This is a genomic window from Rickettsia endosymbiont of Ixodes pacificus (genome assembly GCF_000965155.1).
GTDB classification, from domain to species: Bacteria; Pseudomonadota; Alphaproteobacteria; order Rickettsiales; family Rickettsiaceae; genus Rickettsia; species Rickettsia tamurae.
Genome location: NZ_LAOP01000001.1, coordinates 382,505 through 404,581 on the forward strand (window position 1 = coordinate 382,505; position 22,077 = coordinate 404,581).

Here is a 22,077-nt window from a genome sequence, read left to right on the forward strand (position 1 = left end):
TGGATACCGCGATCAAGTCGCGGTATGACACATAACACAGAAATCTTAATAATACTCCTTGCCGATCTCGATCTTAGGGCGATTGTTTGCTACTCGCCAATCGTTAGTATCACGGAAAGAATAAACACAGCCGCAAAATTCTTGTTTATAAAAGTTCTCTTCTTTGGCAATTTCGTACATTCTGCTAGCACCGCCGTCTTTACGCCAATTATAAGTCCAATAGGTCACCCCTTCATAATGAGACGCAGCCCTAGTTCCTGATTCATTAATTTGGTTCATATCTTTCCATCTAGAAATACCAAGCGAGCTAGTTATAACCTTAAAGCCGTTTTCATAAGCATATAAAGCCGTACGCTCGAAACGCATATCAAAACACATTGTGCAGCGTTTACCTCGTTCAGGCTCAAACTCCATCCCTTTAGCTCTTCTAAACCAATTTTGTGGATCGTAATCCGCATCGATAAATTCTATATTATGTTTCTCGGCAAACTTAATATTTTCGTTTTTACGAAGCTCATATTCTTTTTTAGGATGAATATTAGGATTGTAGAAAAAAAGTGTAAACTTAATGCCGGTATCGATCATTTTTTCCATTAAAGGGCCAACACAAGGAGCACAACAACAATGGAGTAAAACCTTGCTTTCACCGTTTGGTACTTCAAAAACTTCGCTCATATAAGGTTCTGTATATTAAATTTAAATTAATCTATTTTAGCTCTTTTTAACTGCAAATTATAAGATTTTTTTGAAATAGGAACTGCTATTCCTGCAAAAATCTTATTAATTTTCGCACAAAAATATTTTAAATTTTATACACAGAACCTAGTTTACCAAATTCTTTTTATAAGTTTCTTTATAGAATTTTAGGATTATAGAAGATAACAAGGCAAGTGCAATTAAATAATATGCAATAGCATAATTGTCTCCGGTAACTTTCGTTAATATCATTGCTAACATTGGAGCAGTACCGCCAAATATAGCAGCTGCAAGGTTGTATGAAAGTGCAACACCGGTAAATCTTATGCTAGTCGGAAATATCTCTACTAAAACCGTTGGGATAGGTCCCATATAAATGCTAATAACTCCGGCAAATATTACTTGAGATATTATAGCTAAAGTAAAATTCATCGATCCTAAGGCTACAAAAATAGGATAGACTGATAAAATTAACAAGATAATCCCCCATATTAGTACAGGACGCCGCCCCACCTTATCCGAAACATACGCAGATATAGGAAATACTATCATCATTACGATTAATATTATACTACTAACAATTGTGCTTTGCTGATTAGTATAACCGAGTGTTTGCATAAAATTACCGATAAAAACCGTAGAAGTATAAAAAGGAGCAGTTACGGTAATATAAAGACCAAGTGCGATAACTAGTTCTTTTGGGTATTTTGTTAATGTTTCTCGTAAAGGAAAACGTGCTAAACGTCCTGTTTCGTTAGCTTTTTTATAAATAGGACTTTCTGCTAGGTTTTTTCTAATATATAAACCTACGGAGCTAATAAATAAACCGGCAATAAAAGGTATCCTCCAACCCCATTCAAATAGCATATCGGCAGGCATAAAATAAGAAAAACCGGCTGCTGTACCAAGTCCAAGCAGCATACCGCCGCACATACTAACGAATGAGCTACTCCCCGCAAGTCCTCGCTGCTCGAACGAAGCATGTTCTACAATATACGAAATACAACCGCTAAATTCCCCTCCTAAAGAAAAACCTTGTATGAGTCTGATAATAGTTAAAATAATAGGAGCGGCAATTCCAATAGTTTTATAACTTGGTAAGAGACCTATTCCGGCAGTCGGTATTGCCATAGTTATAATACCCATCACCAAAGCAGTACGTCTACCGAATCTATCACCGATATTACCGAAAATAATACCGCCGAGCGGTCGTACTACAAAGCCTGCAGCAAATACCACAAAAGTTAAAGTCTCTCGCATTTCTGAATCCGGAAAAAAATGCTGCCCTATAATATAAGCAAATTGAGCATATAATGCATAATCATACCATTCTAAAGCGTTGCCGATCATGCCGGATATTATTACTTTTCTCATTAAGTTATTTTATTGATTTTAAAAAAGATAATAATAAGAGTAATATTTTATATTCTCAAGTAAAAAATAGCTTTATGGCTTTGTTGCATGGCTCAGAAAATGCACTCGCTATCATACCGTGGCTTGTCCACGGTATCCAGAAAAGCAATTTAAAATACTAATAATTATTAGTATTTTAAGCTGGACCCCGTGATTAAGTCACGGGGTGACAGTGGAAAAATCGATTTATACAACAAAACCCTATCTATGTTTTTCATTAACCACTTTCTTAGTTAATTTAGCATTTATTTGAGAAGGAGAAACTTTAATATTTTTTTTGATGTTTTTTGTTTTTTCTTGAGATAGAAGACTTTCTTTATCATTTTGTAATGTTTTCATAAACTTATCTATATTGCTTTGTTCTAATTTTATTGCATTATCATTATTTAAAATTAATCCTCCAATTTTTTCACCAAGTTCAGGTGCATATCTGACGGCAAAAATTGATGCCGGTACAACTATGATAGAAAAAGCCGCTCCCGCAGTCGCAACACTAATTGCTCCGACTAATAAAGCACAAACAGCACCGGCGATTTTTCCGGTTGCTTGTTTAAATATATTACTTTTTTGTGTAAATGCTAAAGACATCTCTAATATTTTATTAAATTCTTTCTTTATATAGATGGTTGCTTCATCAATATTATTATATTTCTTCATTGCATACATTATAGAAGCCTTAAATAATTTTTTGTGAGATTCCGCATAATTTATTATTTTGTCAAAATTCTTCTCTTTTAAAAGAGTTTTAAATATATTTTTAATTTTTTCTTTTTCGGTACTATTTATTTTTTCATCTCCAAAATAAACTTCTACAAGATTTTCTGCTATTATATCTTGTGATTGCTCTAAAATATTATTCTTATTTTGCTCATTTTCGTCTTCAGAAGTAATCATTATTACAAATAACTCTAATGCTACGGAAAAATTATCATCGTTAATAACCCACATACCTAAATAATTTTTGAGTCTAGAAATACATTTATTAATATATTTTTCAGCTTCCGGTTTAGAATTAAGCCTTAGCGTATAATCTATAGCAAGCATATTTGCAATAGTAGAGCAAGTAGATTTTGTAAGATTATTGACAAAATTATTAACAATATCTTTTTTAAATAAATTAGTATTTACGTTATTAAGTACTATTGCATTATTCATTTTAGTAATTTATTTTGAGGCTAATTCTCTGATATATAATATCAATTTAGCATAAATAAGATTAGGAGCGTGATTTACTGAAAGTTTATAGATATTCTTAGGCGTTAACACTTCTTCATTACGTACTCGTACAAAAGATATAAGAGTATTAGGAGGCATATAAGAATAAATTTCAGAGAATATTTTTAGAAAAGTCAAAAAATCTGCACATGCATATTTTATATTTATGCTATAATTATTTACATGAATCGATTCACCTTCTCCTTCAATCACCTGAACATTATTTTTAAAAAATACTGAATTTATAGATACATCTATAGGTTCTACTAAATCATATTTATTGCTTAAGCTTTTTATTTTAGGAATTAGTTCTTGATAATTTAAGCAACTCACACTACTTGGCACGCTTAAATCTACATATTTTTTGTAAGATTCTAATATTTTTTCTTTAGAGTTAATGACAGAATAAAGCTTTAAAACTTCCTCTGTTAGATTTTCTTGTGAAACTTGTTTATCAAGAATAGATTTACTGTATTCTTGCTGGAAATTTTTTATTATCCAGATAGTTAAGGAAATAAAGAAGAAATATATAATAAATTGAAAGAATATAAGATTCTTTAAATACATAATATATTTTTCAAACATTTTGTGCTTACCTTACTTTATTAGTGTAGAGCAGTTTTTTCGTCATTGCGAGCGACTGAAAGGAGCGTGGCAATCTCATCAAATATCCTGAGATTGCTTCGTCAATTACTTACGTAATTTCCTCGCAATGACGACTTGGTATCCTTGCAGTAATGACACAGTTGTTATGTCTTATCATCAACTATATTAACCGATAAAGGAATTACTATCTTACCGAATATATCAAGTATTTTATCCTTATATATAACATAATCTATCTGCAAATTAGATAATTTATTTTTTACGTTTTGCATATGATCATCTAGCATCTTTAGAGATTCATCTACCGATAGATTATTAGTATGATATTTAAGTATTAATTTGATTATTAATTGCCTCTTAGAAACTAACAAAATATCATCTATATTTGTTAATTCCCATTTAATTTCTTCTAATTTAAAAGCCGGATTTAAAGTAATTATTAGCCTTTTAAGTAAATCAAACGGCAGTGGCACCGGTGCTTCTAGTAATTTTTCTATTACATATAAATCAGCTAGGCTAGTAGTATTTTTAATATAAGGATATTTATATTTTATACTATCATATTCTTGATTTGTTGCATAATATTTTTCATTAATAGAGTTTATGTCTTTGTAATTCTGTTTTGTATTATATTTGATAATACCGACCACTAATATTAATATTATAAGTAATGCACTATATAATTTAAATGTCAGATCCTTTATAGTAACTAGTTTTTTTATTGATTTTAAATTATTATTATAAGCGGGAAAACTCTTATATTCTAGAAACAGCCTACTAATATTCGTATCTATAAATCTTTCTTTTTCTAGAGTTTGCTTATTTAGTATATTATCAACCGGTATAAAGATTACAGGGCGATCTTCAAAATTTGTTGATTCTAATAAAGATTTTAACTCTTCATCTACTATAAGAATTATACAGGCTCTTTGGTCAAGATTACTTATATAGTTTTTAAATAATATCAAACAATCATTAATTTCTTGTTCTATAATACCTTGAACATAGCCGGTTGTTTTATCAAATGGATACTCAAGATTTCTAATTGTTATTATATTATTTTTATGTTTGATAATAAATTTTATACCGCTAGCTTGTGATGCATATACACAAATTTGAAAATAATCGTTATATTTATCATTTTCTATATTCTGCACTATTTTATTTATAATAACTTTTAGCTCTAACGTTAAAAAGTAAATTCCTTTTAAATCAAGCGATCTTTTATCTATAATGCATGAAATTATATCACTTAAAGGTGTTTCAAATGGACACGACATAATTAAAGTCGACCAAATTTCACTTGGGATAGTAGTAATTTCGTAAACACAATGTGCTATAATGTCTTCTTTATCAAAATAACCTTCAATAAATTGTTCAATAGGATCAAGTTTAACTATTGACTGTAATATAGGTATTTGATCGTGCCGTGTTTTACATTCGCTGCCGTCAAGTAAAAAATAAATATCGCTTTTTGGAAATTTACTAAAAAAGTTTTTATAAGGATTTAAGTCTATCTGTTCCTGAGTAGGGATAAATAATTTATCTAATAATTTATTATCGAGAAAAGTACTAAGAAATACACCTTTATTACCTAGTAACACCACAATCTTTTTTCTTTTGAAAGAAAATATTTTTAATTTTGTAGCAAATTGAACAAAATATAATTTGATCGAATCAAAAATATTTTTCATAAATAAATTTATTTTAATCATAATTCAGTGTATTTTACTATACTGGACGTCATTTCTGCATGGATACCGAACCGTCATTGCGAGCGACTGATAAGGAGCGTGGCAATCTCAGGACTTTGGCACGAGATTACTTCGTTAATTACTGCGTAATTTTCCTCGCAATGACGAAAAATGATCCACCCCGGAATGACATAACATTAAATAATATATTTTACCATGACTAAATTTACCACCGAAGAAGTTAGAAGTAAATTTATAACTTACTTTAAAGCAAATAATCATACACATGTACCGGCTAGCTCGTTAATTCCACACAATGACCCTAGCTTAATGTTTGTTAATTCCGGAATGGTACAATTTAAAAATGTTTTTACCGGACAAGAAAAAAGACCTTATAACAAAGCGGTAACTAGTCAGAAATCTCTTAGAGCCGGCGGTAAACATAACGACCTTGAGAATGTCGGTTATACTGCAAGACATCACACATTTTTTGAAATGCTAGGTAATTTTTCATTCGGTGACTATTTTAAAGAACAAGCCATATATTACGCTTGGAATTTATTGACTAAAGAATTTGAACTCCCAAAAGACAAGCTTTATGCAACAATTTATCATACCGATGACGAAGCAGCTTCTTACTGGAAAAAAATAGCAGGATTTGGGGATGATCGCATAATAAGGATTAAAACAAACGATAATTTTTGGTCTATGGGCGATACTGGTCCTTGCGGTCCTTGCTCTGAAATTTTTTATGACCACGGAGAACAAATATACGGCGGGCTACCTGGCACTAAGGACGAAGACGGTGACAGATTTATCGAGATTTGGAATATGGTATTTATGCAATATGAACAAATCGATAAAGATACTAGAATAGAGTTACCGCAAAAATCTATCGATACCGGTATGGGTCTTGAGCGTATGACGGCAGTATTACAGCATGTTAACAATAATTATGACATAGATTTATTTCAGGAAATAATTAATTTTACCGAAAATATAGTAAAAGTGAAAGTAGAGGGAGAAGCTAAATTTTCTTACCGAGTTATTGCCGACCACTTACGAGCAAGTAGCTTTTTAATAGCTGACGGCGTTATCCCTTCAAATGAGGGGCGTAGTTACGTACTTCGCCGCATTATGCGAAGATCCATGAGGCATGCTCATATGCTAGGTAGCAAAGAGCCGTTAATGTATAAATTACTGCCAAAACTTGTTGATTTAATGGGGAATGTTTATCCTGAACTTAAAAGAGCAGAAAGCTTTATAAGCAGTATCTTAGAACAAGAAGAAATTAGATTTAAAGCCACATTAGAACGTGGTCTAAAGCTTCTTACCGAAGAAACAGAAACGCTAACAAAAGGTAATGAATTATCAGGAGAAGTAGCGTTTAAACTATACGATACTTACGGATTTCCGCTTGATTTAACCGAAGATATTCTAAAAAACCGTGATATTTCCGTTGATCACAAAGGGTTTGAAGAGCAAATGCTTATGCAAAAAGAACGTGCTAGAAAATCTTGGCTTGGCTCCGGTGAGTCCAAAACCGATCAACTATGGTTTGATATCAAAGAGCAGCATGGTAGTACGGAGTTTTTAGGATATACGCTTAATGAAGCAGAATGTAAAATAATTGCATTAATTAAAGATAATAATTTAGTTAATGATATAAAAGAGATAGATACGCAATTTCTGCTAATCAGCAACCAAACACCTTTTTACGGTGAGTCCGGCGGTCAGATGGGTGACATTGGGACAATATTTGCAAAAGATTCTGAAGTAGAAGTAATAGATACTTTAAAATATTTAGGCTCTATTATAGTCCACAAATGTATTTTGAAAAAGGGGCAGATTAACGTAGGCGAGAATGCTAATTTTAGTATAGACATAAGATATAGGCAGAATTTAAGAATTCATCACTCAGCAACGCATATATTACATGCAGTACTGCACGAGGTACTTGGTAAACATGTTACACAAAAAGGTTCGTTAGTCGCTCCGACTTATTTACGCTTTGATATTAGCCATTCTAAAGCTGTGACTAATGAAGAAATCACTTTAATCGAAAATAAAGTAAATGAGATTATTAGAGATAATCATGAAGTAAATACTATATTAATGGCAACTAAAGATGCAGTCAAACAAGGAGCTATGGCACTGTTTGGCGAGAAATACGACTCTGAAGTAAGAGTAGTTAAGATGGGCGAGACTTCTTTAGAATTATGCGGCGGTACACATGTCAGACGTACCGGTGACATCGGTTGCTTTAAAATCACAAGCGAAAGTGCTATAGCGGCAGGGGTTCGCAGAATTGAAGCAGTTTGCGGTGAATTCGTAATTAAATTAATGAGAGAAAAAGATAATTTACTTAAATCGGTAGAAAGCAGTTTAAAGACTAATAAAAATGAGCTTATTACCAAAGTTAATAATATTTTAGAGCGTAACAGAGAACTTGAGAAAGAGTTAGAAAAAACTCATTTAGCTAGTTTAGATTTAAGTATAGAACAAATTGAAAAACAAGCTGAACAAATAACAGGAATAAAACTATTACACAAAAAAGTAGGAAATATAGACAATAAAATATTACGCCAGGCTGCCGAAAATTTAACAAAAAAATTAGAAGATTTAATAGTGGTATATATTGCTGAGGGGATTGGTAAATTATCTATTACGGTTGCGGTGAGTAAAGCTATAACAGACAAATACAATGCAGGTATAATTGCAAAAGAACTTTCTTTATTCTTAGGCGGCAGCGGCGGAGGTGGACAAGCAAGCCTTGCTCAAGCCGGTGGGAATGATATAGGTAAGCTAACTAACATCCATGAAAAATTATATAGTTTATTAACAGTGTCGTAGTGTACTAATTTAGGACGTCATTACGAGCGGACTTTGTACGTGGGGATACCCGATTGTCATTGCGAGCAGTCGTAGACTGCGTGGCAATCTCGTCAAGTATCCTGATATTGCTTCGTCAATTACTTCGTAATTTCCTCGCAATGACGAGGTGGTATCCACGTAATAATGCCTATGCAGGGAAGCATTGTATGACGAAATTTATGATTGTTAATACTCTGCTTTCACAAAATAAAGACCGGAGGCGGGAGCAGTAGGACCGGCGGCTTTTCTATCTTTGGCTTCTAGAACATCTTTAATTTGCTCTGCCTGCCAAACATTCTTACCGACAAGCACTAAACTACCGACAATATTACGTACCATATGATGCAAAAATGACGGGGCTGAAAGATATAATTTTATTTCTTCGTCTTCTTTAATAATATTAAGTTCAGTTAAAGTTTTAATCGGTGATTTTGATTGACATGAGCTAGCTCTAAATGAAGTAAAATCATGTTTGCCTAATAGATAAGCGGCAGCTTTTTGCATAGCTAGAATATCTAAAGGTGAACTAATCCACCATGCTCTATTTAAATCAATTACGGATGGATAAGGTCTATTAATAATTCTATATATATAATGACGAGAGGTAGCTGAAAACCTAGCATGAAAATTATTGGGGGCTAATTCACAATTCCATACTCCTACAGCATACGGTCTTGCAAAATAGTTGATAGCCGTAATAATTTTGTGAGGTTCTAAATATTTTGAAAGATCAAAATGTGCTACTTGACCTATAGCATGAACACCGGCATCCGTTCTTCCTGACCCAAACAATATTACCTGTTCACCGGAAAATTTATAAATCGCTTCTTCTAATATCTGCTGTACCGACATTACTCCTGCTTGCCTTTGCCAACCTGCAAGATTCGTACCTAAATATTCAATGGTGATCTTATATCGATACATAAAAGGGGATTGGATTTTACAATTGTCATCCCGTGGCTTGACCACAGGATCTTGTATAACAGACCGTATCCTGAGATACCGCGATCAAGTCGCGGTATGACAATATAAGTGTTATCACGCTTCTAGTAAATCCGATGGATTACCGTCACCACGCTTTCCTCCGCTTCTAAAGCTATTAAGCTTTTTGGATCTAATAGGATGTTGTAACTTTCTTAAAGCTTTTGACTCGATTTGTCTTATACGTTCTCTAGTTACTTTAAATTGCTGCCCTACTTCTTCTAATGTATGGTCAGTATTCATACCTATACCGAAACGCATTCTAAGCACTCTTTCTTCACGAGGTGTAAGGGTTGCAAGTACTCTAGTGGTAACTTCTCGTAAATTTGACTGAATTGCCGCATCAATCGGTGCTACTGCATTCTTATCTTCGATAAAATCGCCTAATTGACCTCCATCACTATCATCACCTACGGGATTCTCAAGACTTATAGGTTCTTTAGCTATTTTCATGACTTTACGCACTTTATCAAGCGGCATTGAAAGACGGTTAGCAATTTCCGTTGCCGTTGGTTCGTATCCGAGTTCATTAAGCATTTGTCTTGAAATACGCAGTATCTTATTAATTGTTTCAATCATATGCACAGGAATACGTATAGTCCTTGCTTGATCTGCAATAGCTCTTGTTATAGCTTGTCTAATCCACCAAGTAGCATAGGTAGAGAATTTATAACCACGGCGATATTCAAATTTATCCACCGCTTTCATAAGTCCTATATTACCTTCTTGAATTAAATCTAAAAACTGCAATCCCCTATTAGCGTATTTTTTAGCGATAGATATAACTAAACGTAAATTCGCCTCTATCATATCTTTTTTTGCTTGTAGCGTTTGTCTCTCACTTTTTTGTATAGTATTCACTAGTTTTTTAAAATCATTAACTAAAAGACCGGTATTAGATTCTATAACCGATAATTCGGCAATCATTTGATCTATATAATCTGATTCTTTAGTAATTAACTCTTTCCAAACGACTTTTTTATTTTTCAGCATTTTTTCTTTCCATGCTGCATTGATAACCGATCCTATATATTCATCGAGGAAATTTTGGCGAGTTACTCCGTATTTTTCAGCAAGTTTTAAAAAGGTTGTTTCTTTATTAATTAAATCACGATTTATTCCATACATCTTACCTAAAATTTCTTCTGTTCTTTTAGAATTAAAATGTATTTCCGAAACTTCATTTATTAATAATTCCAAATTATTATTATATTTTTTGCTATTTTGTAAAACTTTCGGCTCAAAAGATTTCTCATAACATTTTTTAGCTTCAATGAGTAGTTCTTCGCAGATAAAAGAAATCTTATTCATACGCTCTATGATATTAGGTAATATCTGCGTTTCTACTCTAGACATAGATAAGTGATTATCCTCATGCTCTTCTCCTTCGGTATCACTACTATGTTCTTCATCATTTTCGGGTGTTTCGTCATGTAACATGTTAGCTTCTAAATCTATCAGATCACGTAGTAACATTTTTTCATTAACTAAATCTTCATACCATACTATAAAACAACGCATAGCAATAGGGCTTTTACATAAGGAAGCAGTCATTGTTTTACGTCCTTCCTCAATCCTTTTTGCTATTTCTACTTCGTTTTCACGAGTTAAAAGATCGACTCCCCCCATATCCTTAAGATATAATCTTACAGGATCATCGGTAGTACCTATATTTTCTTCTTCTACCTCATCCTCAGGTTCATTATCAACATTGATAGATAGCTTAAATTCTTCATCCATTCCGATATCAAGCTTAATTTCATCATCTTCGTTAGATTCTAAAATATCTACTCCCGCATCGGAAAATTTTAATATAGCTTCCTCTAATTGTCTTATTGAAGGATTTTTATTAAGAGGAAGAGCTTTGTTTATATCATCATAAGTGACCGGTATCTTTTTAGATTTAGCTTTTTTAAGTAAACTATCTATTTTATCTAGATCATTGTCTATATTGCTATTGCTCATTAAATACCTATATGCTTTTTTCTTTTAAAAGAAGTTTGAAATAATTAAGTTATCGTGTGATTAATAAAAGATTCGTTTAAAACTTGAAGTTCATTTGCAATCTTCAGAATTTCTTTTTTATATAATAAAATTTTTTCAAAGTCGTGATTGTCTGTACTGTTTATGGTAATAGCGTATTCTTGTTGTAAATTTATTAGATAATATTTCTTATGTAGCCACTGCCATAATAAATCCAGTCTGATATTATTTTTATTAAATGAGATATCTAAAAACAAATTATCCGTTTTTGATAATAATAAAAAAATATCAAAAAAGCTAGTTTTTTCCACAATTGCAGTAATTTCACTTGCTTCTACGTTATTATCTATAATCTCGTTTAAATACCAATTACGGAATTCTTCAAGCGATTTATTATTAAAATTTAAATTTAAGATGAAATCTTTAATATCTTTTTCTTCAAGTATTATAGGAAATTTAACCAACAAAGCACAAAAAGCATGTTCTAACATCTCAAGCTCTGAATAGCTGTGACTTGAAACTATAGGAGCCAAATTTGAGCTTTTAGTTATAACCTTCTTCTGTTTTGTGACTAAATTTTGCCATATTTGATCTTTAAAAAACCTGTAATAGCTCGCTCTTAAATTACTATCCGATATTTTATTGCAGTAATCTTTTAAATTTTTCTCTAAATTAGCTTTTTCTTCCGCAGTTTTAAAACTCTTACCGCTATACTCAATATGCCAAATCATTTCTGATAGACTTATTCTTTTATCTATAAGCTTTGCAAAAAAATCAGCACCGTTTTTATTTACTGCATCATCGGGATCAAGCCCGCTTAGTAACCTAATGAAAGAAATTTTCTTTTCACTATTAATAAGCGGTAATGCTAGGTTAATAGTTCTTATGCTAGCTTTTATGCCTGCATTATCTCCGTCAAGACATAATATAATTTCATCGCCGGCACGCCATAATTTATGTAAGTGATTCTCGGTAACGCTAGTACCGAGACTCGCAACTGCTTCGCTAAAACCTGCTTGATGTAGTGCTATAACATCAAAATAACCTTCTACTAAAATCGAGTGATTTTTTTTATAGCTACTGCTTATCGCTTTATGCTCACCGTATAGAGTTTCACTTTTTTGAAATACTGTAGTTTCAGGTGAATTTAAGTATTTAGGCAGCCCCTCCCCTAGCACTCTACCGCCAAAGCCTACGATTTTATTGTAAATATTTCTAATTGGAATGGTAATACGGTTAGAAAATAAATTATATATTTCACCGTTTTCTCGCTTGCCGATTAGCCCTGCTTTACCAAGCTTTATAATATCTATATTTTTATCGTGAAAAAACTTTTCAAATTTATTATTCTTCGGTGCAAAGCCTATGGAAAATTCTTTTATTGTTGTCTCGGTAATATTTCTTCGGTGTAAATAATTTAATATTTCAGGCGTTAACTGCGTTCTAAAAAATTTATTGGCGAGTTCTAAAATATTTAGAATTTCATCGGATTCTTCATAAAATTCTTTCTGTTTCGCAGTTAATTTCGGTATCTCTATACCGTAATCGGTTGCAAGCTTTATAGCAGACTCATTATAAGATAAACCGCTAATATTAGAAGTAAATTTTATAACGTCACCGGCTGCTTTACAACCAAAACAATAGAAAAATCTCTTACTATCACTAACTGTAAAAGATGGGGTCTTTTCTTGATGGAAAGGACATAAACCTACATAGTTACCGGATTTTCTAGTTAAAGCTACTTTTTGCCGCACTACATCAGATATGTTAATACGGTTTCTTAAGAACTCATAAAATTCCGGTGTAACTCTCATATTTTATAGTATATAAGAAAGAATAGCTGTAGAAAGACAATAAGAAAGCGGTATAGATAAATTATCGTTAATTCTTAAATCTTTTGAATAAAATTCAGCTGCTGTAGCCCCTATACAACTTATAATGATAATAATAAAACTCGTATTGTACCCTAAATAGAAATACACTAATATACTTATAAAAATTGCAGAAGCTAAGAAAGTAACAGAACCTGATAACGATTTACCGTTACTTAAGCTATTTCCTATTTTAACGCCGACAAGAGCCGCTAAACAATCTGAAATAATTAAAATCAACCACGAACAAATCACTAAATTTTTAGGGAAAAGAAGAGCAGTTAAGAAAAAACCGAGCATCATAAAGCTAATGCCACTTAAAGCAAAAGAACTGTTATTTTCTTCGAGCCTTATAACTTTTGAAAAAAATCTAGTTACAAATTCGCTAATTTTTGCATTATTATGACGTGACACATCTAAATATAATGTAATAGCCGTTATTATAAATAATAATAACGTAATAGCGGTTCTTGGAATAAATAAATAAAGCAGCGGAAATATTATAGCCGATAGGTGGAAAATTTTACGCTTTTTCTCAAAGTCAAAATCTTTAATTTCCATAGAATCATTAATATGTTTTTAGATATGTGAAAAACAATGCCTACGTCATTGCGAGAAAGTATTGTTGCGTGGACCTAGTTCTCGCTGTCATCCCGCGACTTGATCGCGGGATCCAGTAAAAAATACTAAAATTATTTAGTTTTAAATTATATTTCTGGACCCCGTGATTAAGTCACGGGGTGACACAGTGGGTTTCACCAATCCACACAACAATGCCCACTCGCAATGACGATATTTAGGCAATGCCAAATAATTAAAAAGGCTTATTTGACAAATTTAACTATTACAAATATACTTACTGAAATCTATATTATTGAAAATAGTATACTAAAATTACTAAATCTATACAATATAATTATGAATACAAAATTTCCTATCACCGCTAAAGGTTTTGAAAAATTAGAACACGAGCTTAAACATTTAAAACATGTAGAGCGTAAAAAAATTAGTGAAGATATAGCCGAAGCACGAGAACACGGCGATTTATCCGAGAATGCGGAATATGAAGCAGCACGTGAGAAACAAGCATTTATAGAAGGGCGTATTAAAGAGCTTGAAGATATGACGGCAAGAGCGGAAATTATTGATATTGGCAAATTATCGGGAGATAACATAAAATTCGGGGCTACGGTTACTTTGATCGACGACGATACTGAAGAAGAAGTAACATATATTATTGTAGGAGAATATGAAGCCGATATAACTAGAAAAAGAGTTTCAATCGCTTCTCCTATAGCAAAAGCTTTGATTGGAAAATCGGTAGGTGATTTTGTAGAAGTTACAACACCGAAAGGGTCGAAATCATACGAAGTAGTTACAGTTGAATATAAAGAACTAGAACTTTAATTTGATTTTTTTGCCTAATAACTATAGATATTGAAAATTTTGACGAAGCAATCTCGGGAGGCTTAACAAGGTTGACACGTCGCTTCGCTCCTCGCAAAGCATTGTTGCGTGGATCAATTTCACCTCTGTCACCCCCGTGGTTAAGCCACGGGGGTGACAGAGGTGAAATTGATCCACGCAACAACTCCCACTTGCAATGACGACGTGAGTATAACAATAGTTATTTCTTTTTAAACATCTCGAGCATTCTTTTTGTTACTATAAATCCGCCAAAGATATTTATAGAAGCCAGCAGCGTTGCAAAATACCCCAGTAGACCGGAAAACCCAAAAGCAGAGCTACTTGCGGCAATCATAGAACTAAGAACTATAATACCTGAAATAGCGTTAGTAATAGACATAAGCGGAGTATGGAGTGCAGGCGTTACTTTCCACACAACATAATAGCCCACAAAAGAAGCTAATACAAAAATAGTTATAGCAAATACTAGCGGGTCTATAGTACTTGTGTTTGTTTGCCAACTAGTATCTATTACCAAATCTTTTAATTTGTCTGATAATTCTTGGGCATTATGGGCAATTTCAGCTGCCTGTTTAGCCATTATTGGTAATTGATTCATATTTCTCTCTTATTATGTCATTCCTGCTTTCGCACATGAGTGTCAACTTAAGGATCGATGTCATTCCCGCATAGGTATTGTTGCGTGGATATTGAAGGTCGTCGTAGACTGCGTGGCAATCCAGTAAAATAATTAAAAAAATTCTGATTTACAGAATTTTTTACTGGATTGCTTCGTCAATTGCTATGCAATTTCCTCGCAATGACGACCTTCAATATCCACGCAACAATACCTATGCGGGAATGACATTAATTTTCTCACTCACAATTTTTCCGTCTTTAGTAATCAACATATCACGTACTAATTCATCATCCATACTAAACTTACCGTCTTGCAATGCATAGGTTAGAAAATTATACAAATTCTTAGCATATAATTTTGAGCTGTCGGTAGCAATTTTAGTAGCAAGATTTGAGAAGCCTATTATGGTAACTCCATGCTTAGTAACGATCTTATCCGGTTCTGACCCTTCCACATTTCCTCCTGTAGAGGTTGCTATATCAACAATCACTGAGCCATGCTTCATAAATTCTAGCATTTTTTCCGTAACAAGCAGAGGTGCTTTTTTTCTGGGAATTTGTGCAGTAGTAATAACTATATCATATCCTTTAATAATTTTTGCTAAAAACTCTTCTTGTTTAGCTTTGTAATCTTCTGAACTCTCTTGAGCATAGCCTGATTTATCTTGTAAATCTTCCTGTAGTTCCGGTGATACAAATTTAGCTCCTAAGCTTTCCACCTGCTCTTTGGTAGCAGCTCTTACATCATATCCTGCAACAATGCTACCAAGTCTTTTTGCCGTTGCAATAGCTTGAAGACCGGCAACACCGATACCAAGTACCAAAGTTTTACATGGTGAAATCGTCCCTGCTGCCGTCATCATCATAGGAAAAGCCCTTGTGTAATGATAGCTTGCTTCAATTACCGCTCTATAACCAACTAAATTACTTTGAGAAGATAAAGCGTCCATATTTTGAGCTTTAGTAATTCTCGGCACAAACTCCATAGCAAAAGTCGTAAGATTTTTTTTAGCTGCTGCTTTTATATATTCATGATTTAAATAAGGCGACAATAATCCTACAATAATTGCTCCTTTTTTTGCAAATTCAAGCTCGCTATATTTATCCGTAACGGATGAAGGTTGCACCTTTAATATAATATCTGCATCAGAAATAATTTCGAGTGGTACCGAAGATATTTTAGCACCTAGAGCGACATATTCTTCATCAAGAAAACCGGCATGAAGCCCTATATCTTTTTCTACCGTAACCGCATAGCCTTTTTTGACTAGCAATCCTGCTACTTCAGGCGTTATAGCGGCTCGTGTCTCATGCTTGGCTTTTTCTTTTAAAGCAACGATTTTCATAAATACTAATTATATTTTGCATTAACTGAATACATAAGGTATTTTAAACATAATTTAATATAAAACAACGAAAATGAAAAAAATATTTTTTCTAATCATTACTTATCTTTTTGTGAATTCAAACTTAGCATTTGGGGCAGGTGATAAAACAGCTATTTCGGAGCTAAAAACCTATCTACGTACTATAAAGTCGGTTGTGATAGATTTTACTCAAGAAGATTTGTACGGTAAAATAGTTAAAGGAAAATTACTAATCCACAAACCTTATAATTTTAGATGTAATTATTATCCACCTTTCCCTTTAGTCATAATAGGTACTAAAAATTTCGTATCGATGTATGATTATGATATGGAACAAGTAAGCCGTATTAATAGAAGCAAAAATACATTTAATTTTTTATTAGAAGATAATGAGCATTTTGACAAGGATTTTGTTTTTGAATCGGTAGTTAATGAAGGGAATATTTCTAAAATTACTATCTATCATACTCTAACAGAAAAACGTAGTGAAATTACTTTTAATAAAGCTACTAAACAAATTGAAGCATTAAAAATATTTGAAGATAACAATATAGTCACTATTACTTTTGATAAAATAGCTAAAGTACAAAAATTTTCCGATGATTTGTTTAAATTAAAAAACCCTGAAATATTCGGTCCGCCTGAAAGATTAACAAAATCGGAAATAGAAAAAAAATATATTGTTTCTTGAAAATAAACAGGTTATGTTAATTACGCTAGTAGTGGGCATTGTACCTGTTTAGTCGGTCAGGTCTGAAAGGAAGCAGCCGGAGTGGGATTCGGTGGGTCATTACTAGCATTTACTTCGATTCACTGTCATACCGTGGCTTGACCACGGTATCCAGTAAAAATACTAAAATTACTACTATTATAAGTTATTTTTTTGGATCCCGCGATCAAGTCGCGGGATGACAACGGTAAAATTGATCCACGCAACGATACCTGACGAGGTATGACATAAAAAGTCTTATAACAATCGTGACCGATATAAATTCATCTAATCAGTATATTCCTTTTGCAAGGAAATATCGTCCTAATAACTTTGCCGAGCTTCAGGGCCAAGAGGTATTAGTCAAAGTTTTAAGCTATACTATTTTAAACGATAGGCTCGCCGGAGGCTATCTTTTAACAGGTATTAGAGGAGTCGGTAAAACTACCTCCGCCCGAATTATTGCCAAAACCGTAAATTGTTCTGCTTTAATTACTGAAAATACGACTATTAAAACATGTGAAGAATGTACAAATTGTATCAGCTTTAATAATCATAATCACCCTGATATAATCGAAATTGATGCGGCAAGTAAAACTAGCGTAGATGACATACGTAGAATTATAGAATCCGCCGAGTATAAACCTCTACAAGGTAAACATAAAATCTTCATCATTGATGAGGTGCATATGCTCTCTAAAGGGGCATTTAATGCACTTCTTAAGACTTTGGAAGAACCGCCGCCTCATATAATATTTATTTTTGCAACGACGGAAGTACAAAAGATACCTGCAACTATTATCTCAAGATGTCAACGTTATGATTTAAGGCGGTTGAGTTTTGAAGAGATTTTTAAGCTACTTGAATATATAACTAAGAAAGAAAATTTAAAAACCGATATAGAAGCACTAAGAATTATAGCTTACAAATCGGAAGGGTCAGCACGTGATGCAGTATCTATTTTAGATCAAGCAGCTAGTATGTCGGCGAAATCTGACAATATAATTAGTCCTCAAGTAATTAATCAAATGCTTGGGCTTGTCGATAGTTCGTTTATAATAGAATTTGTCGAATGTATTATCCACAGAGAGACGGAAAAAGCTATAAATTTAATAAATAAACTTTATGGTTCCTCGGTTAATCTTGAGATTTTTATAGAATCGGTAGCAGATTTTATTGCTTATCTTAATAAAGTAAAAATGTTACCTAATTATAGTTTGCCTATATATGAATCATTTAATGATAAAACTAAAAGCATATTAGATAAAACCAGCTTGCCGCACTTATCAATCTTATGGCAAATATATAATAAGGGAGTAGGGGAAATAAAAATTTCCTATAACCAACTAACAGAAACGGAAATGTTAGTTATAAAATCTATATATTCGACGTCGCTACCCTTACTTGCAGATTTCGACGATAATAATCAAAATTTAAATCAATCAATTAATCCGGAAATAAAAAAAAAATTTGAAATTGTAGATTTTCTTGAATATCTATATAAAAATAATGAGATAGATATATATTATTTCCTGCTCAATCATACGGAACTTAAAAATCTCAGTAATAATAGATTAGAGTTCGTAAGTCTTGAAGTTACAAGCAAAATAAAAAAACAAATAGAAGATTTGTTAGCTGCTTTTACTAGTGAAAAGTTTGAGATAGTAATAATAAAAGAGCAGAACAAGCAAACCTTAAAGAATCAGTTAATCGGTAAGATTGAAGAAAGTAACGATTTTGGTTTAATTAAAAAACATTTCCCAAATATAACAATTTCGGATATTTTACTTAAAAGCTAAAAAATATATAGGATAGAATTATGGTAAATTTTAATCAGTTTTTAAAGCAAGCCCAATCAATGCAAAAGAAAATGCAAGAAGCTCAAGAGCAAATGGCAAATGCAAGATATACCGGTAAAGCCGGCGGTGGACTTGTTGAGGTTATTGCAACCGGTAAAGGCGAAGTTGAAAAGATTTCAATTGATGAATCTTTATTAAAAGCAGAAGAAAAAGAAATGCTTGAGGACTTAATTAAAGTTGCCTTTAACGATATTAAACAAAAATGTGATGAAGATTCTCAAAATTCTTTTCAGGAGCTTTAAACGGTATGAGCTTACCACCAGGCTTTAAAATGCCGTTTTAACACGGCTCTTATGTCATTCCCGCATGGTATTGTTGCATAGATCGGGAAAATCCACTGTGTCATCCCGTGGTCAAGCCACGGGGTGACAGAGGTGAAACTGCTCCACGCAACAACGTCTTTAGTTGCTTAGCTCATGACGATTTGGTATCCATATTTATTCACAAAATATCATCACAATAAGATGTATCTATCCCCAACATCTCATTAAGCTCTGTTTGTACTATCTCAGGCAAAACTTTAAGTTTCTCTTTTAATATTTGATATTCTTCATTGTTATCATCATTGTATATTTCTTTATATTTCAATAGCGTTTTATCCCTAAGAGAAGGGATAATCATATCATTTAGTTTATCTAACTTTTGCTCTAATTTTTCTTTTTGCTCTTCTGTTAGCTCTTTTTTACCGGTTTCTAAAAAACTTTTCAAATTACGAGCATCTTGTAGATGAAGTTTAACAACATCAATATTATAATTAGTATCCAAAAGTTTTATTGATGCTTTCCAATCTATAAATTCTATTAATTTTTCAAATGAAAATTTATCAATACTACTAAACTTTCCGTTTCTACATTCTTTTGCTAATTTATAAAAATCATCTTCTGCCAATTTATGAGAATCATCTTCACAATTTACGTCATCAGGATTAGCCCCTGCCTTAAGAAGTATGTTAACTATATTTTTATTGCCCAAACTACAAGCTATACGTAGAGGAGTATAGCCTATATCATCCATACAATTAGGATTAGCTCCTGCCTTAAGTAGCATTTTAACTATATTTTCCTTACCTAGAATAGAAGCTATATGCAGAGGTGTATCATCGTGTTCATTTAGTGGTATTGCTGCAAACTCATTAGAAACAGCCATCTTATTATTGACAAGTTCTTTGACTTTCTTAATATCTTCATTGTAAATAGCATTAAACAAATTGATTTTGAAATCGTTTTCGTCATATTTAGATTTATACATAAACCCCTTTTATTTAAAAAAGGCATGTTAGCACTTTTTGATATAAAAGTCAAGAAATAGTTAATAATTTAACTATTTCTTAATAAAGAGAAATTTGTAAAAAATAGACATCTTCCCAAAGCAGTTTATAGAGAGGAATTTAAAGGATACACGGAAGCACTTGCCGCCATAGACATACGTGAGGGATGAGGGATTAGGATCGACGTACAAATTGCCCTTAGAAGCAAGTTATGCAGGAAGTCTAATAATTCAAGATCAATAAATCCTTATCAATCCTGAAACCTTTGAAACGCTCAAGTAACGACATACCAAGCAGTGAAATATCAAGGTCACCAAGACCTACATGTCCTTTGATGTTCTTAAATTCCGTACCGATTACTACACTATTTAAGGTTATAGGGGCAGCTTTATTTTCGCCGTTAGCTGTTAGATAAGTTCTAGTATATTTTAATTTAGTTAAGTCAAAGCCTAATTTTTGGGCATCTTCTTTAGTCAAAGCTATATCACTTGCACCGGTATCTACCATAAATTTTATTTTAACGTTATTTACAAAAGCATTGATATAAAAATGTCCGTCTCCGCTACGGGCTATAATAATTTCTCCGACTTCAGTAGACCATTTATATGATGGAATTAAAGCAGACATTACTCTATGATAAGCGTAGCTCAGCTCAAACCTAAAAGCATAACCGGTTATTATAACCAAGAAAATTGCTGCCCACATTGCTAATTGCAAACAAAATCTGCGTATTTCATTTTGGCTAATAGTACTGTAAATTATACTAAATAATATTAATAACGACGCACAAAAACTCCCTATATTTTGCGGTTCTTTAAAAAATTTTGGATAATGTTGATTGATATATTTGTATAATAAACCGCTTACAATTACGGTGCTGCAAATTATAAAAATAAGTTTTATAAGTTTTTTATTCATATAATATACTACAAGTAAATAAAGAATAGGTATACGAAGTTCTATCTGAGTATATAATTTAATCTATATAATCAAACCAAAATCCCAGCCCATTTTTAAGTGGAAAACTACCTTCTTGGTTCACTAGAATAATAATTCCAAGTTCTTCTGACGGTATAAAACCAATAAAAGAATTAATACCGTTAATATAGCCTGAGTGAAAAATTAAATCCTTATTTGAACGTCCTTTTACTTTAAGAATACGCCATCCAAGAGCATAATATGACTCGATCATTTTTGATCAACAGGCCAAACCAGTTGCCATTTAAATCCAAAAACATCTTTGTTTGATTTTACTGTTTTATACATACGATCTAAAGTACTTTTAGAAATAAGATTCGGTTTATAACCAAAACTAAGTTTGAATATTTCAATCATTCCATCTATTGATGCAAAAATACCGGCAGATGCAGGTACCGTCTTTGGATAGTAAGGCGGAAACGGCAGCAATCTTGTCCGTCTATTATGCTTTAGAATGCGGATAAGCAAGTTGTACATTCGGCTCTAGCGGTAATATTTGTATATCTTGCGTTTTAAGT

At 32.6% G+C, this 22,077-nt stretch carries 19 protein-coding genes, 1 other RNA gene and 2 pseudogenes; 6 read left to right on the forward strand and 16 right to left on the reverse strand.

Annotated features, from left to right (window positions below; genetic code table 11):
* Positions 1-45: 45 nt before the first annotated feature.
* From REIP_RS02100 to REIP_RS02120, 5 genes are all read right to left on the reverse strand, one after another.
* Positions 46-675 carry an epoxyqueuosine reductase QueH gene (locus REIP_RS02100; protein WP_045803701.1) on the reverse strand — a complete coding sequence of 210 codons (630 nt, stop codon included), beginning with the start codon at positions 673-675 and terminating at the stop codon, positions 46-48.
* Between the two features lie 147 nt (positions 676-822).
* Positions 823-2,070, reverse strand: a complete 1,248-nt coding sequence (locus REIP_RS02105) for a metabolite/H+ symporter (protein WP_045803702.1) — start codon at positions 2,068-2,070, stop codon at positions 823-825.
* A 240-nt stretch (positions 2,071-2,310) separates the two neighbouring features.
* The gene (locus tag REIP_RS02110) at positions 2,311-3,264 is read right to left on the reverse strand and encodes an RP853 family protein (protein WP_045803703.1); all 954 of its coding nucleotides are present in this window, start codon (positions 3,262-3,264) and stop codon (positions 2,311-2,313) included.
* Positions 3,265-3,273: 9 nt separating this feature from the next.
* Positions 3,274-3,909 (reverse strand): hypothetical protein, encoded by a 636-nt coding sequence (locus tag REIP_RS02115; RefSeq protein ID WP_045803704.1) that lies wholly within the window; start codon positions 3,907-3,909, stop codon positions 3,274-3,276.
* Positions 3,910-4,073: 164 nt separating this feature from the next.
* The gene (locus REIP_RS02120; protein ID WP_045803705.1) at positions 4,074-5,645 is read right to left on the reverse strand and encodes a hypothetical protein; all 1,572 of its coding nucleotides are present in this window, start codon (positions 5,643-5,645) and stop codon (positions 4,074-4,076) included.
* A 195-nt stretch (positions 5,646-5,840) separates the two neighbouring features.
* Here REIP_RS02120 and alaS point away from each other — a divergent pair, with 195 nt between their 5' ends.
* Positions 5,841-8,477 (forward strand): alanine--tRNA ligase, encoded by a 2,637-nt coding sequence (gene alaS / locus REIP_RS02125; protein ID WP_045803706.1) that lies wholly within the window; start codon positions 5,841-5,843, stop codon positions 8,475-8,477.
* A gap of 207 nt (positions 8,478-8,684) precedes the next feature.
* Here alaS and truA read toward each other — a convergent pair whose 3' ends face one another.
* The 4 genes from truA to REIP_RS02145 all read right to left on the reverse strand — a co-directional run bounded on the left by truA (position 8,685) and on the right by REIP_RS02145 (position 13,894).
* Entirely contained in the window at positions 8,685-9,422 is a 738-nt protein-coding gene (truA, locus tag REIP_RS02130; protein WP_045803707.1) for a tRNA pseudouridine(38-40) synthase TruA, read from the reverse strand.
* 114 nt (positions 9,423-9,536) lie between these two features.
* A complete protein-coding gene (gene rpoD / locus REIP_RS02135; RefSeq protein ID WP_045803708.1) occupies positions 9,537-11,444 on the reverse strand; it encodes an RNA polymerase sigma factor RpoD in 1,908 nt (635 codons plus the stop codon).
* Positions 11,445-11,488: 44 nt separating this feature from the next.
* Positions 11,489-13,276 (reverse strand): DNA primase, encoded by a 1,788-nt coding sequence (dnaG, locus tag REIP_RS02140; RefSeq protein WP_045803709.1) that lies wholly within the window; start codon positions 13,274-13,276, stop codon positions 11,489-11,491.
* 3 nt (positions 13,277-13,279) lie between these two features.
* Positions 13,280-13,894 (reverse strand): diacylglycerol/polyprenol kinase family protein, encoded by a 615-nt coding sequence (locus REIP_RS02145; protein ID WP_045803710.1) that lies wholly within the window; start codon positions 13,892-13,894, stop codon positions 13,280-13,282.
* A gap of 357 nt (positions 13,895-14,251) precedes the next feature.
* Here REIP_RS02145 and greA point away from each other — a divergent pair, with 357 nt between their 5' ends.
* Entirely contained in the window at positions 14,252-14,740 is a 489-nt protein-coding gene (greA, locus tag REIP_RS02150) for a transcription elongation factor GreA (RefSeq protein WP_037213737.1), read from the forward strand.
* Positions 14,741-14,761: 21 nt separating this feature from the next.
* Here greA and REIP_RS02155 read toward each other — a convergent pair whose 3' ends face one another.
* From REIP_RS02155 to REIP_RS02165, 3 genes are all read right to left on the reverse strand, one after another.
* Complete coding sequence (locus REIP_RS02155) at positions 14,762-14,917, reverse strand: hypothetical protein (RefSeq protein ID WP_156147395.1); 156 nt, start codon at positions 14,915-14,917, stop codon at positions 14,762-14,764.
* A 43-nt stretch (positions 14,918-14,960) separates the two neighbouring features.
* Entirely contained in the window at positions 14,961-15,359 is a 399-nt protein-coding gene (locus tag REIP_RS02160) for an NAD(P) transhydrogenase subunit alpha (RefSeq protein ID WP_045803712.1), read from the reverse strand.
* A gap of 232 nt (positions 15,360-15,591) precedes the next feature.
* Positions 15,592-16,725, reverse strand: a complete 1,134-nt coding sequence (locus tag REIP_RS02165; RefSeq protein ID WP_045803713.1) for an NAD(P) transhydrogenase subunit alpha — start codon at positions 16,723-16,725, stop codon at positions 15,592-15,594.
* Between the two features lie 73 nt (positions 16,726-16,798).
* On the opposite strand from REIP_RS02165, the gene REIP_RS02170 reads away from it, so the two are divergent.
* From REIP_RS02170 to REIP_RS02180, 4 genes and pseudogenes are all read left to right on the forward strand, one after another.
* Positions 16,799-17,437 (forward strand): outer-membrane lipoprotein carrier protein LolA, encoded by a 639-nt coding sequence (locus REIP_RS02170; protein WP_045803714.1) that lies wholly within the window; start codon positions 16,799-16,801, stop codon positions 17,435-17,437.
* Positions 17,438-17,458: 21 nt separating this feature from the next.
* Positions 17,459-17,550, forward strand: an RNA gene (ffs, locus tag REIP_RS09060) — signal recognition particle sRNA small type.
* 174 nt (positions 17,551-17,724) lie between these two features.
* Positions 17,725-19,254: a DNA polymerase III subunit gamma/tau gene (gene dnaX, locus REIP_RS02175; protein WP_045803715.1), complete on the forward strand. Its 1,530-nt coding sequence runs from the start codon at positions 17,725-17,727 to the stop codon at positions 19,252-19,254.
* A 20-nt stretch (positions 19,255-19,274) separates the two neighbouring features.
* A pseudogene (locus REIP_RS02180) lies at positions 19,275-19,597 on the forward strand (YbaB/EbfC family nucleoid-associated protein).
* Between the two features lie 668 nt (positions 19,598-20,265).
* On the opposite strand, the pseudogene REIP_RS13330 reads toward REIP_RS02180, so the two are convergent.
* The 4 genes and pseudogenes from REIP_RS13330 to REIP_RS12180 all read right to left on the reverse strand — a co-directional run.
* Positions 20,266-20,562, reverse strand: a pseudogene (locus REIP_RS13330) (ankyrin repeat domain-containing protein); the annotation flags it as partial.
* A gap of 241 nt (positions 20,563-20,803) precedes the next feature.
* A complete protein-coding gene (locus REIP_RS02195) occupies positions 20,804-21,499 on the reverse strand; it encodes a TIGR02281 family clan AA aspartic protease (RefSeq protein ID WP_008580673.1) in 696 nt (231 codons plus the stop codon).
* Positions 21,500-21,557: 58 nt separating this feature from the next.
* Positions 21,558-21,773, reverse strand: a complete 216-nt coding sequence (locus tag REIP_RS02200; RefSeq protein ID WP_045803717.1) for a serine hydrolase — start codon at positions 21,771-21,773, stop codon at positions 21,558-21,560.
* On the reverse strand, positions 21,770-22,036 hold the full coding sequence (locus REIP_RS12180) for a hypothetical protein (RefSeq protein WP_231569173.1): 267 nt from the start codon (positions 22,034-22,036) through the stop codon (positions 21,770-21,772). Before REIP_RS12180 ends, REIP_RS02200 begins: the two co-directional genes overlap by 4 nt.
* Positions 22,037-22,077 lie beyond the last annotated feature (41 nt).

Bases quoted from the DNA above. Each gene is read 5' to 3' on its own strand.
- REIP_RS02100 (WP_045803701.1), bottom strand. From the start codon at position 675: ATGAGCGAAGTTTTTGAAGTACCAAACGGTGAAAGCAAGGTTTTACTC.
- REIP_RS02105 (WP_045803702.1), bottom strand. From the start codon at position 2,070: ATGAGAAAAGTAATAATATCCGGCATGATCGGCAACGCTTTAGAATGG.
- REIP_RS02110 (WP_045803703.1), bottom strand. From the start codon at position 3,264: ATGAATAATGCAATAGTACTTAATAACGTAAATACTAATTTATTTAAA.
- REIP_RS02115 (WP_045803704.1), bottom strand. From the start codon at position 3,909: ATGTTTGAAAAATATATTATGTATTTAAAGAATCTTATATTCTTTCAA.
- REIP_RS02120 (WP_045803705.1), bottom strand. From the start codon at position 5,645: ATGATTAAAATAAATTTATTTATGAAAAATATTTTTGATTCGATCAAA.
- alaS (WP_045803706.1), top strand. From the start codon at position 5,841: ATGACTAAATTTACCACCGAAGAAGTTAGAAGTAAATTTATAACTTAC.
- truA (WP_045803707.1), bottom strand. From the start codon at position 9,422: ATGTATCGATATAAGATCACCATTGAATATTTAGGTACGAATCTTGCA.
- rpoD (WP_045803708.1), bottom strand. From the start codon at position 11,444: ATGAGCAATAGCAATATAGACAATGATCTAGATAAAATAGATAGTTTA.
- dnaG (WP_045803709.1), bottom strand. From the start codon at position 13,276: ATGAGAGTTACACCGGAATTTTATGAGTTCTTAAGAAACCGTATTAAC.
- REIP_RS02145 (WP_045803710.1), bottom strand. From the start codon at position 13,894: ATGGAAATTAAAGATTTTGACTTTGAGAAAAAGCGTAAAATTTTCCAC.
- greA (WP_037213737.1), top strand. From the start codon at position 14,252: ATGAATACAAAATTTCCTATCACCGCTAAAGGTTTTGAAAAATTAGAA.
- REIP_RS02160 (WP_045803712.1), bottom strand. From the start codon at position 15,359: ATGAATCAATTACCAATAATGGCTAAACAGGCAGCTGAAATTGCCCAT.
- REIP_RS02165 (WP_045803713.1), bottom strand. From the start codon at position 16,725: ATGAAAATCGTTGCTTTAAAAGAAAAAGCCAAGCATGAGACACGAGCC.
- REIP_RS02170 (WP_045803714.1), top strand. From the start codon at position 16,799: ATGAAAAAAATATTTTTTCTAATCATTACTTATCTTTTTGTGAATTCA.
- REIP_RS02195 (WP_008580673.1), bottom strand. From the start codon at position 21,499: ATGAATAAAAAACTTATAAAACTTATTTTTATAATTTGCAGCACCGTA.
- REIP_RS02200 (WP_045803717.1), bottom strand. From the start codon at position 21,773: ATGATCGAGTCATATTATGCTCTTGGATGGCGTATTCTTAAAGTAAAA.
- REIP_RS12180 (WP_231569173.1), bottom strand. From the start codon at position 22,036: ATGTACAACTTGCTTATCCGCATTCTAAAGCATAATAGACGGACAAGA.